Annotated in this window: 9 protein-coding genes; 1 reads left to right on the top strand and 8 read right to left on the bottom strand. The window is 39.6% G+C overall.

The features are described from left to right. Positions 1-170: 170 nt before the first annotated feature. Together BW986_RS22885 and BW986_RS22880 are read right to left on the bottom strand one after the other, a co-directional pair. Positions 171-1190 (bottom strand): AI-2E family transporter, encoded by a 1020-nt coding sequence (locus tag BW986_RS22885; protein WP_076371107.1) that lies wholly within the window; start codon positions 1188-1190, stop codon positions 171-173. Between the two features lie 220 nt (positions 1191-1410). Then, positions 1411-1641, bottom strand: a complete 231-nt coding sequence (locus tag BW986_RS22880) for an excisionase family DNA-binding protein (protein ID WP_076371105.1) — start codon at positions 1639-1641, stop codon at positions 1411-1413. Between the two features lie 249 nt (positions 1642-1890). On the opposite strand from BW986_RS22880, the gene BW986_RS22875 reads away from it, so the two are divergent. Continuing rightward, positions 1891-2817 (top strand): glycine-rich domain-containing protein, encoded by a 927-nt coding sequence (locus BW986_RS22875; RefSeq protein ID WP_076371103.1) that lies wholly within the window; start codon positions 1891-1893, stop codon positions 2815-2817. Positions 2818-2878: 61 nt separating this feature from the next. Here BW986_RS22875 and BW986_RS22870 read toward each other — a convergent pair whose 3' ends face one another. The 6 genes from BW986_RS22870 to BW986_RS22840 form a co-directional block, all read right to left on the bottom strand. Next, positions 2879-7549, bottom strand: coding sequence for a hypothetical protein (locus BW986_RS22870; protein ID WP_076371101.1), 4671 nt, complete (start codon positions 7547-7549; stop codon positions 2879-2881). Positions 7550-7712: 163 nt separating this feature from the next. Next, entirely contained in the window at positions 7713-8918 is a 1206-nt protein-coding gene (locus tag BW986_RS22865) for an MFS transporter (RefSeq protein WP_076371099.1), read from the bottom strand. Positions 8919-9229: 311 nt separating this feature from the next. Then, positions 9230-10192, bottom strand: coding sequence for a sensor domain-containing diguanylate cyclase (locus BW986_RS22855; RefSeq protein WP_076371095.1), 963 nt, complete (start codon positions 10190-10192; stop codon positions 9230-9232). Positions 10193-10770: 578 nt separating this feature from the next. After that, entirely contained in the window at positions 10771-11565 is a 795-nt protein-coding gene (locus BW986_RS22850) for a DUF4097 family beta strand repeat-containing protein (RefSeq protein ID WP_076371093.1), read from the bottom strand. Next, a complete protein-coding gene (locus BW986_RS22845; protein ID WP_076371091.1) occupies positions 11558-12112 on the bottom strand; it encodes a DUF1700 domain-containing protein in 555 nt (184 codons plus the stop codon). The genes BW986_RS22850 and BW986_RS22845 overlap by 8 nt, the downstream gene beginning before the upstream one ends. Beyond that, positions 12109-12429, bottom strand: coding sequence for a PadR family transcriptional regulator (locus BW986_RS22840; RefSeq protein ID WP_076371089.1), 321 nt, complete (start codon positions 12427-12429; stop codon positions 12109-12111). The genes BW986_RS22845 and BW986_RS22840 overlap by 4 nt, the downstream gene beginning before the upstream one ends. Positions 12430-12598 lie beyond the last annotated feature (169 nt).

Genomic DNA, 12598 nt, shown 5'->3' with positions numbered 1-12598 from the left:
TCGGTAAATCAAAAACGTAACTATGCTCTAATAGGGAAAGATGGACCATTTTCCCCTTTACTCGAATTGATGGATATTATATTGAAAACAGTTAGCGCCATTTTTCAAAAGGTTTAATAGAACAAAAATAAGCAGCAGCCATATTAGCGTGGCCGCTGCTCAAATGATAATTATGGAACTTCCATATTCCCCTCTTCAATATCCAACATATCCAACAGGAAGATGAAGATCGGTATTCCGATGATCAATCCCCATATCCCAAGGAAATGCTCGGAAAACAATAGGATGATGAAGGTGAAAAATGTTGGAAGATTTGTTTTTGCCGACATGAATTTCGGATTTAAAATATAGCTTTCAATTGCATGGATCACAACAATCATGATTAATACAGCAATCACTTTGGGCATGCCGCCGATACTATAGGCAATCATGCTAAGTGGAATGAGGGAAATGATGACCCCTGCAACAGGAATCAAACCCAGGAAGAAAATCATGATCCCAAGACCGAGCAACTGCGGGAAGCCAAGAATCCATAAGAAAGTTACAGATAGTACGGCATTCGTGATGGCTATCAAGAACTGGACCTCAATCACCTTTCCGAATGAATTGATGAATTTGACGCCAAAATGGCTTAAGTTTATAAAGAAAGATTTAAATTTGGCCCGCTTGAATTTAGAAGTGAAACGAATGATTTTATCTTTTTCCAATAAGAAAAATAGACTAAGCAACATGGAAATGAAAATTTGAAATGCCAGTTTACCGAAATCGGATATATAAAGATAGAGTGTATTCATCTGTGTTTGAAGATCGAGCGGAGATTTCAGCTCGTTCATTATATTAATGGCGTATTGAATGACCCTGCTATCTGGTGGATGTTGAAAGAAGAAAACGATCTGTGTCACTAATTCCGTGAATTGCAGTGTAATGACCGGTAGATATTTATAAAGAACGATGGCTAAACAAGAAATGACGACTACATATAAAAAGCTTATAACAACCTTGGAATTGATATGCATCACTTTATTCAGCCGAATCATGATAATTTGCTCCAGCCTTCCCATCAGGAAAGTGAAAACAAATGTGAATAACACGATATTAACCATACTACCGATGCTAATTAAAAAGAGGACTAACACAATTAATGTAATTAACCTTGAAAAACCTTCGCTTTGCAAATACTCTTTTACCACTTACCTATCTCCTAACTACCGTTCTGCCGTAATAATTCCTTTACCTTTTATTTTACACGGAATTGAGGAATTCTACTACAATTACCTTCCATTGACAACAAAATTATTTGAATGATCAGTAAAACCCATGAAGGAGACGTCATTAATATTCTTCTGGAAAATTCGATCTTTTATCCTAAGCCATTTCTGCATGAAAAAACATCTGCCAAATTGGCAAATGCTAATCTTCATCCTTCACATCGATATCTTCGGGGATGGGTTCGTTATAATAATCCGCCAATTCCTTCTTATACTTCTCCATCTGTTCGAGATGCATTTTAAACTGATCTTTAAAAATCAAATGCTGTTCACCATCATGAACGGTACGAATTTTATTTTGAACGATCAAACTTTCTATATAAGATTCCGGCATCGATAGATATTCCGCAGTCTCTTTTACTGTCAAGTACATGCCTTCACCCCTTTTCCTCTCTAACTATACTAGATATGAGGCATTATTAGAAGTGCTTGATTTTGATTGAAAATCCCTTACATGACAAGCAAATGACGAAACCGTTTCAGGGTTTTTGCATGCAACCTCAACAGCTTAATCGATTTCCGTAAATGGAACATTACATACAAAAAAACTTACATTCCCTTCCAATAACATGTAAGATAAAATTAAAGTAATATATCCATAGATTAAGAGGAGTGAACAAAAATGACCTTCTTTTATGTCATTCTTGCGGCAATTTTTGCTGTATTCCTGGTCAATTTCGTTAAAGGGCTAAGTGAACCGGCTAAATTAGAACGCTATCAAAATGAATTCCGTAAATACCATGCTGAAACTTTAAATCTGCATGTAACGGAAATCGTTTCAGAAGCATTGATAGAAAAGCTTAATAAAGCACTGGATTTTAATTATATGGAAAAGGTCAATGCTGAATTCCGCTTGAAGCATCCACGGGACTCACAGATAAAGGTCAATCAGGCATGGCGGGAATTGAAACGCTACTTGATTATGGCTGCAGTGTTTGGAAAAGTTGAAATGTTTAATTCAGTCATCGATGAGTTGTGGCATATCATGCTGAAATATAGAAAAGAATATGATGAGTTTTGCCAGGCATTCATCGGTAGTACCATTCAGCACCATCCTCATTCAGAATCTGTTTTCAAACCCGAAGAACGCACTCTTTTTGATTTTTACTATGTACAGCTATTTACGGTGGATTCCCATTCCATTCAAAAATGGGGCAAATTTTTCAAACATGATAAAGGGCAAACGCTTCTCCGCGATTTTGAAACGTTGGAGCTGGAGCAGTTAAAAGAGAAATATATGCGGAATCCGACAAGTATACAAGCGGAACAGACCTTTGAATCTTTCACTTCCCAATTTAAAGAAAATCGCCCCATGACAGATTTGAATTGGCGGAAAACATACGACCAGACGGACTACGCCGCTCCTGCCTATTTCACTTATGCAAGCACCGATGATTTTGACAGTGAATTTAAAGATATTTTCGGGAATGAATCGAACACAGTTCCCTCCGGATCCGGCCATGCCGATCATGGGGGGCATAACGGTTCCCATGACAGCAGTTCTGATTCTTCTTCAAGCTGTTCTTCATGCAGCTCTTGCTCGTCTTGAGCTCCACAAGAAACGCTTGGTATGCCCAAGCGTTTTTATTTTGCCCAAATTTCCTTTTTCATTAATTCCACCGATTGAACCAATTCTTTATCCTTTGTTTATTTTTCTCAAGAACCTCCTTCGATGTCCGGTTGTCTTTTTGTTTTTTCCATTCAAAGAAAGATGCAATTCCGATAAGCAGCCCTCCGCCGATGATTAAATACAGCCACCATGGCATCTCGCCCCACATCGAATTGGTATTCATATAGACATTGAATAATATGGTCCCGGTTCCAGCGATGAAATAGGATTTGTATTTCATCATGAATCCAAAGAGCATTGCTGACAATGACACCGTGCCGATAATGAGCGCATCATATAAGGTGTTGCCTGCCATTGCATCAATGATCAAGGCTGAAAACAAGAGGAAAACAATACCACTCTCGATATATTGTGTGATTTTGCCTTTAACAAAGATTTTCCTCAGCAGAGTGGTGCTGACAATGAACAGCGGCAGAATATTCACCTCCTTCTCAAGTACAGGAGGTATCGTGAGCCAATCGACAATGACCCAATACGGATATAGACTGAACAATATCGCTGCAGCCATCTGGGTTTTTCTTTCCAACATTCCTATAGTCGTGCTTCTCATCAAAATGAAATAGGCCGGAATCAGAAGTGCCGCGAGGAATTCCAAAATGAAATGTGCTGGTCCCCCCGTCAAAACATCCATGTTCATGGCAAGAAGAAAGAGCAGACCATAGACTCTGTAAAAATCCAATTGAAGTCCTGCCTCGCCTTTATCAAGAAAGCCTTTAAAGAATTTCCTGCTTAGCAGTACCATCAAGGCCGTACACCCAAAAAGGACTGCCGCTCCAACGAAAGGCTGTAATGTGTCCGCGTACATGATGATGGTCCAATACGGATACAAACTGAAAATTCCCGTCAGCCAAACGTAGATCCCCTTTTCTTTTACATCCTTTGTGAAACTTCCAATCAAGATGAAGTAAACCGTGATCAAGAGCGATACGACAACCTGGAGTAACTGGCTTGATGTTTCAGTTACTGGAATTCCCCTATTCATGGCAAGTAAAAACAGCAGGCCATATATCCTGTATGAATCGATGGAAATGCCTGTTTCTTCCCTTTTGATCAAACCATCGAAATAACGCCGGCTTAAAAGCAGCATCCCTGACATACATCCGAAAAGGAACATCAATCCCATTTCAACCGATAGGCTGTCGGCATAGCCGACGATGTTTAGGAAGGGATACAGACTGACTAGTGCAGCAATATTGGAATAGATTTTCCTTTCTGGCTTTTCCGCTGTCAAGTTTCTCAGGAAAATGAAATAGGCGGTTAACAGAAGCGATACAAAGACTTGGAGTAACTGATGTTTAGTATCATTAAAAACCTCTACATTCATATCGATCAAAAAGAATAAACCATAGATCCTGAAAGGCTCAAAGCTGATGATGCCTGATCCGTTTTTCTTGAGTAACCAGCTGGAATACAGCCTGCTTAACAACAGCATTCCTGCCATACAGCCAAATAGAACTGCCAAACTCGTGATGATTGGGAGTGCATGGGCAAAGTCCATGATATTGAGGAACGGAAAAAGTCCGATGATGGCCGCTATTCCCGAATAAATGCCTTTTTCTTTCGTATGGATCGTGAATCTTCCCATAAGGATGAAGTAGCCAGGCAACAGCAGGGAGACAAAAATCCCCAAAATTGCAGAACCTGTATCGCTCATAAACACTTCCAGATTTAGAGTGCAAAGATATAACAAGCCAAAAATCCGATAATAATCAATGACTCTCTTCGTTTCCTCTTGGTTGACCAATCCTTTGAAATGGCGTCTGCTAGCCATCACCATCAAAGTCATGCATACAAGCAATGCAATTATCGCCATAACCAAAGGTAATGTATTTACATACATATTATAAAAAATGAACGCCAGGCTTAGAGGAACGATAACATAGTTCCGCCAATTCCTTTTCATGAGCAGATACCAGGCAAACAAGAACTGTACAGTTATCACTCCTACCCATACCAATTCCCTGTTAAGCGGAAAATCACGGATTGCCGTTTCCAATATCGATATGCTTATTCCTAAATGAATGAATGGAATAAGATAATACTCCATGATGCCTTTCCAATTCTGATTGGAAACCGACCACAGAATGGTTATGAGTCCTGCTGTAATCATCATGGATATTGATGTAATGAATGCCATTTGTACCATGTTTGCAAAAAATAAATGGACCTGCAGGAAAAGGGTCGAAAACCCTAGGTACGTAAAGACGTATTTTTCCCATTTCACATGTGCTCTTAAAGCACTCAACATATAAATCAACAGTTGTGCAGCAAATAGGGATGGTGAACTTTCCGTATTAACAATGAGCAAATATCCAACGGGAATCGCCAGTAAATTGGCAAGGTGACTAGTATATTGGAAGTACAATTTCCCTTTTCCCGAATATTTCCCAAGCCATTCTCCTAAAAGGAAAAAGATAATAGGGCCTAGCAGCACAAACGCAATCTTCAATACCATTGAACTCAAATCAAAAACATCGTAGAGTGAAGCATATAGGCTGGCACTTGTAATCACGACAGGCACCCAGAATATGTGCTTCCGATGTATATGGACGGACCAACCGGCTATTGCCGTAGCTATGGCAATGACTCCGCTTTCCTCCAAAGGCTTCAGTGAATCGAGTGGAATCGATACCAAGGAAAGGAAGGAAAGAATTTGTGAGCTATAAGCAAAAACAGGAAAGAATTTATGATAACCCCTTCTAAATGTGTAAGCTGCACCGATGGAAATCAGTGAAACCCCCATTAAATAGACACTGAGCGTTATATTTGACCGGACCCACTCTAAACTCTCCAACAAATATGGATAGAAAGCAACCAAAGCCAGTACTAATGTGATTGGAAATCCGTATATGGTGTTTTCCTTCATATGCTTTGATTCGTCTTTTATATATGTGATGAAGAAAAGCCCAGAGATCATGGCGAGCGCGGCACTAACTGCAAGCCAATCCATTTCGCTCAATTTACTGGTGAGTATCACTAACATGATCATTGGGGAGATAAGTAAGATACTCTTTTTAAAAAGGCTGTACCTTGGGTGACGGTTATATAAATATACTCCAACATATTGAATGACCTGAAGAACGAAAACAAGATTTAAAATGGTAGAAAAAGAGACTGGCATGGCAAAGAAAAGATACAGGAACGCTAAGTCGAATACAACAACAGCCGGGTACGTGAAGCTTGAATTTCTCGATTGAAGGGAAACATGTACAAGTTGAGCGGATACTATCATGAGCGCGATGAATATTTGCGCATAGTTCTCCTGGTACACCATCGCGTTACTATATAAGACAACGATCCCGCTCTCAATCAAACCGGTGAACATGAAGTTCTTGGAAAGCTTAATCATTTTGGATTTAGCCAGATATTTCGATAGCATAGTAAAAATGATTGGTACAAGCGCAAAGGCAATAACCATGTATTCACTTAAAAATGAGTTAAAAACAAAATGGATATATCCATACGTAAAAACGGCGCTAAAAGCCATTTCATAATATTTTTTTTGGAACTTGACCGAAAAAATTAATAACAAAATAGAAAAGACCATCAGCGTTAGTGAGTACACCAAGTTACTTGAAAATAATGTAAGGATCACAAAGGCTTCCACGATGATCTTAAACTGGATGAATTGAAAAATGAATGGTTTGAATAACGTTAATGCTTTTTGATTTTTCAATTGCTCAATATTCCATAACAGGATTAAATTAAAAATGCCAATCGCTAAAAACATCCACTCGATAGTAGGAGTCACAAAGGCCAATCCGAAATAGCAGGTAATGCCAAACGTGAATATCGAAATGAAAATGAATATTTTCGACTTAAAATAGTCAGCAATCTTACAATAAGTCGCTAAGCAGAGTAATCCCCCAAGAAACCCCAGCAGCCCCCTCCCCCCACCATTAAGTGAAAGGTACTCTCCAAAAATCCGATAATATGAAGCTGATAAAATCGTAATCGGAATGAATAAACCCGCTAGCGTCAGGAATGCAAAAGCCGTCTGTTCAATTTTCAGCTTCGAAGCGATGAAGGCCATTCCTGCAAAAATGACGGAAACCATCCCAATGAAGAAAACTTTCAGGACCGCATTCAGATCCCCCCATGAGGAAGTTGCTAAAATCAACCCGCCGAACAGAAGCAATATGACCCCGGTGAGCAGGATGACGGAGATATTCCGTTCCCTGATTTGCTCAGGTGTTTTCTTCGGCTTTGCCGGTTTTACCGATTTCTCCCGCTTGATGGCCTGCTTTTGAATAACAGGTTTCCTACCAGTGATCTCCTTGACAGGTTCAAGACTTTCCTCGAAAGCTGATTCATTAGTTTCATACAAGGTCTTCTCATCTTTCGTTATCGTTTCGTTCACTCCACTAAATTCACGTAATTTCAATGAAGATTCTTCAATCAGGCTATCTTGAACCTTCATCTCGGCACTTTCACCGACAATCGTTTCATGTCCTTGGATGGATTTCTTCTTTCCATGCTCTAAGCGCTTTTGTTTATGGAGGGCTAATTGGAAATGCCGATTATATGCCCTGCTAATCCGGATATAATCTGATTTAGGGATGAGTCGCCTTTCCCATAAAACCTCCAGCTCTTCTTGGAAAATAAGCTTCCTTCTTTCTAATGTCATTTCTTCGTTTGAAGAATCATTCATCCCAAGATTCCCCTTCCTTCAAATAGACCTTTATCATCTTATGTATATTCTCTTTTCGATAATAACAAATATTTCCTATTTTTTTATATATTAAGGATGAAACAATGAAGCCAGTGGTGTTCCTCCTGACTCAAAAAAAAAGAATGACTTCTATTGAAGCCATTCAACGTCTTTCCATTGATTTTATTTTATCCTCGCTCCTGATGATGCATAAATAAACGATCATTGAAATGAAAATCGAGGCCGCTGCCGTGATATAGATGCTCCTATAGCCGAATAGGAAGCCTATTTGCCCGAACACGATGGCACCTATGCCCACTCCAAGATCGAAAAATGAAAAGTATGTTGCATTCGCCATCGCTTTCCGAGTTGGTGGCGTCTTTTCAATCGACCATGCCTGCAGCGCCGGCTGGACAGAACCGAATCCAAATCCATAAAGCACTGCTGCCATGTAAAGGACCGACTCACTCGGCATCCACGCAAGCAGCAGCATCCCTGCCATGATGAGTAATGTTGAAGGCACGAATATGGCTCGATGTCCCCTTCGGTCATATAATCGACCCGCGAATAACCTCGTGACCATGAGGGCCATTGCATATACTAAAAAGTACCACTGAATGCCATCTACACCTTTTTCCGCTGTATATAGCGGAAGGAAGGTTGCAATTCCACCGAATGTAACGGAGATGAAGAAAATGAGCAAAGATGGCTGAAGGGCACTTTTTTCATATATATCAAACCTTTTGGCTCTGACAGCCGCCGAAGGATCACTTTCCACTTTTTGATACCGAATAAGTGATGCCGCAATGATGGCAAACAAACCTAATAAAGAGCAGATCAAAAACAGCTCTTGAAACGGTATGACGGTAGCTAGAAAAAGACCCAATGATGGCCCGAATGCAAGTGCTAAGTTACCCGATAATCCATAATACCCCATCCCCTCGCCACGCCGTTTCGCAGGGATTATATCGGAAGCAATCGTTCCTGATGCCGTTGAAGAAAAGCCCCATCCGACGCCCTGTACAATCCGCATCATGAATAACAGGCCGATGCTCCCCATAAACCCGAAGGAACCCACGGACAATGCAAAAATGGCTAATCCGGCAGAAAAAACGATGCGTCTTCCCTTCGTCTCCAATAATCTGCCGGCAATTGGCCGAACAATCAAGGCCGAAAAAGTGAAGATTCCAAGGACAGCCCCCACCAGGCGGTCGTCACCGCCAAGCTGCTCAACAAACAGCGGGAGGGTCGGCATCGTCATTTGAAACCCCATGAAGATGCACATATTTGCCAAACAGATCATGATGAAATCACGTGTCCAGATTTTATCAGTGCCTCTTACCCGTTCATCCACTAAGGTTTCCCTCATATCCCTTCACCTTCTAAATAAAATAGTCATTGCCAGTTTACTAAAATTGGTTAAAATAAGCGAATGTTTTATTTCGTATACCTAAATATATATATATAAATAAAAGCCCAGTATGACACTGGGCTCCCCCTTCATAACGAAATGCCTATATGTCCGTTTCCCTCCACTTACCTTCCTTATGTAAACTAACGATTTAGGTTCGCCAGGCAGTAATGCATCCATAACATTGATTCTATTAAACCGCCCAGGTATCAACCATTCTACTATTGAGGAATGGTGGTATTGCCCTAGCTTATTGTATCCCCTATCTTTCATCTACCCGCCCGAACGAGTTTCTGTTCTTTTCTTCGCCGTTTATCTTGAAACATTTTTTGATCCGCTTCCATGAATAAGCTATCCATATTCCCTTTGGAATGCGAACGGTAAGCATGCCCGAATGACATACTGATGTGAGGGCCTTTATTTAGGGAGTTTTGCAGAAGTATTTCTTCCTTTAATAATTCACAAAGAGATTCTACTTCTCGCTTGCTTCTATCAATCAGCAGAATGGCAAACTCATCTCCACCCACTCTCGCTACAACAGCGATGTCCGAGAAAATCCGTTTCAATAGATTGGCCGCTTCTTTAATCAATTCATCCCCTTTCTTATGACCATATGTATCATTCATAAATTTCAGCTCATCTAGATCACATAATATCATGGCAACCGGAGTGTCAAAATCAAGATTGGATTTGGCAGATATTTTATCGAAAAACTGTCGATTATGGATATTCGTTAATGGGTCATGGGACATTTGATACTCAATATCCTGTATGAATCTCACTCTTTCATCAATATTCCGGATGATTCCTTGAACGGCTACCAATTGCTCTTTTTCATATATAGGTGTAGCATATTCCTCGAACCACCAATAATTCCCCTCTATATCTCTCCAGCGTTGAATGACAGGCTTAGTATAAACAATCCCAACGTATATCTTTTCATTTAGGATATCAAAGTCATCAGGATGTATCCTTTCAAAAGGCGAAAAAGGGTCATTGTATGCTTCTTCCAAGACGCCTTGACCTAAAAGTGTATTGATGGATGGACTTAGATACCTGAACTTGGAACTTGGGATTGATTCGTAGCAGTAGATAATATCCTTAGAACTTTCCACTATATTAAAAATCTTTTTTTGCTCTTCGAGCCCTTTCTTCAGATAGTCCTTTTCCCTTTTCTTGCGAGTGAAGATCATATATTTAAATATATCCAATGACAACTTATTGAATTTCATACTACAGCCCCCATACTTTTGAAGTCATTTTCATTAAAATCTTTTCCTTAGATTTGATGGCGGACTTACACTCATTACTTTTAACATAATTATCCTTTCCATAATTATAATTCTAAACATCTAAAAGGAAAAACTATAAATGTTTTTTCTTAGAAAGGGGACCGCTTCCAGAGAATCACCAAATCTGTGATAAAATAAAAAACGGAAGAACCACTGCATCTTCTCTATTATCGGACGGTCTGTACTTTGTTCCAACAAATATTGGCTTCTGTTTATAGTTCATTTCTAAATTGACATTATTATAGGCTGCTTTCGCATACTTTGTTGCTATTTACCAAATAAAGCGGTGTGGTTGATTTCCCCTCCAGATGCTCGCTTTCCACGGGTCTCACCTATCCCGCTGCTCCTGCTGGAGTCTCGCACTTGCGCTCCAATCAACCTGAAATAGTTTCGTTTTAAAAACAACAATCTTTACGAAAAGAGCCTTATTATAAAACACCTGCTGTTCATGAAGATGAAATGGCCACATTATTGAAAAAAGCCGATTCCAATTGGATCGGCTTTTTCATGCTTCACGACTATTTCGTTATCTCGATTTTCCCATTATTCGCTTCCAATTTAACTAAGTTTTCACCTTTGCCAATGACAGTATCGCCCTCATACTTACTAAGGATATCCACTCTCCCATTGTCAACATGAACATCGAAAGTTGTGTTTGTCGGTTCATTCTCCGTTTTGATCATGATTTTACCATTATTACTTTCGAAGTCGATCTCCCTATCCAAGTCTTTCGTGACCAAAGTAATTTTACCATTATTCGATGACCCTACCAGTTTTCCCTCCACATTATTAAGATCTACTTTTCCATTTGCAGATCTCACTTCAACTTTTTCCGTTATAATATCATTTAATTCTACCCGGCCATTTTGAGATTTCACATTCAGATTTTCACTTTTCAATCCTGATAATTGCAATTTTCCATTATCGGATTCGATGACAAAGGATTTATAAGATTCATCAGGCACATAAACCTTTAGATGTATGGATTGAATATGAAAACCAAAGCTAAAGGTACGTCGATCTTTTAATTGTACCGAAAGCTTCTTTCCTTCCACATCGGCAGTGAAGTCCAACTTGGAAACATCCATCCCTTTTGAAACCAATTCTATCCTAGTCTCCTTATCCTTCGTTGGAACGATTTCAACAGCTGCATTGTCCGTGTCGATCTGAATGTCCGTCACGATCTCCGAAATCGTTTTTTCCTCTGTAGTCGTTTCCTTATTCGTCACTTGGGAAAACGTAAACAGACTTCCTATTACTCCGACCAGTAACAATATAAGTGCAATGATCGATAATTTTTTTACATTAATCATTTTTCAAACCGCCTTTCACAAGGGAAGCGTTAAATTTTAAATAGCGAACGAATCCTTTAGTTAAGGCATTCGTAGCGACAAACATTCCCATGGCAATGAAAATGCCAATCCCGCATAGTCCCAATGCGAAGAAAAGATCGAATAATTGAAAAGTGCCTATCGCAAGGTTAAAAAGAACGCCAAACGGAGCAAAAATGAACGCGATCGCCGAAGCCCATCCTGCAATGACAACTCCGATCAATGCTATAAATGGTCCCAAAACGATCACTAAATTAAAGAATCCCAAACCAATGACTGCCCAAACCGCCCGCATTACATTACCTGCAGAAGTCGTTTGTTCGACCTGACCAAGATGATAGGATGCCATCAGTTCCTTGGAAATCTGTTTAGGATTCCCAAGGGATTTTGAGATTTCCTGCTCTGACTTTCCTTCTTCCATTCCAATTACGAAATACTCTTCGTAATCTTGAAGGATATCCTCCCGTTCCTCTAAGGAAAGTCTGGTTAATGAAGCATTCAATTGTTTTAAAAATTGTTCTTTATTCATTGGTTCACACCTTCCTTGATTAATTGATTGACCCCATTGGAAAATTCATACCATTCCGTCAGCAGCTCTTGAAGGTATCTCCGGCCTTTTTCCGTTAATTTATAATACTTGCGAGGAGGCCCTTCTGTTGATTCTTGTAAATATGTCGTAAAATACTCCTCCTTCGTCAAGCGACGTAAAAGTGGATATACCGACCCTTCCGATATTTCAATTTGATCCGATATCTTCTGTACAAGTTCATATCCATAGCGATCCTGCTTATCCAGTAAGACCAGGACACACAGTTCCAGGACACCTTTCTTAAATTGTACATTCATAGCACCATCACTCCTTCCAAAAGTTTTTCAGTATAGTTCAATAAACAGTACTGAACAACGAATAATACATCTTATGTAAATAATTTACCACATGGTACTGTTCATTGCAAGGTACTATATTTTTTTTTAGTCTTACATGCATTCCAATAAGGGTAGCAGAAAATTAGCA

The sequence above is a fragment of the Peribacillus simplex genome, assembly GCF_900156045.1.
GTDB classification, from domain to species: domain Bacteria; phylum Bacillota; class Bacilli; order Bacillales; family DSM-1321; genus Peribacillus; species Peribacillus simplex_D.
Note: the sequence above shows the minus strand (reverse complement) of the source record. Positions and strands in the feature narration are given on the sequence as shown.

Bases quoted from the DNA above. Each gene is read 5' to 3' on its own strand.
- BW986_RS22870 (WP_076371101.1), bottom strand. From the start codon at position 7,549: ATGAATGATTCTTCAAACGAAGAAATGACATTAGAAAGAAGGAAGCTT.
- BW986_RS22865 (WP_076371099.1), bottom strand. From the start codon at position 8,918: ATGAGGGAAACCTTAGTGGATGAACGGGTAAGAGGCACTGATAAAATC.
- BW986_RS22840 (WP_076371089.1), bottom strand. From the start codon at position 12,429: ATGAATGTACAATTTAAGAAAGGTGTCCTGGAACTGTGTGTCCTGGTC.
- BW986_RS22855 (WP_076371095.1), bottom strand. From the start codon at position 10,192: ATGAAATTCAATAAGTTGTCATTGGATATATTTAAATATATGATCTTC.
- BW986_RS22850 (WP_076371093.1), bottom strand. From the start codon at position 11,565: ATGATTAATGTAAAAAAATTATCGATCATTGCACTTATATTGTTACTG.
- BW986_RS22845 (WP_076371091.1), bottom strand. From the start codon at position 12,112: ATGAATAAAGAACAATTTTTAAAACAATTGAATGCTTCATTAACCAGA.
- BW986_RS22875 (WP_076371103.1), top strand. From the start codon at position 1,891: ATGACCTTCTTTTATGTCATTCTTGCGGCAATTTTTGCTGTATTCCTG.
- BW986_RS22880 (WP_076371105.1), bottom strand. From the start codon at position 1,641: ATGTACTTGACAGTAAAAGAGACTGCGGAATATCTATCGATGCCGGAA.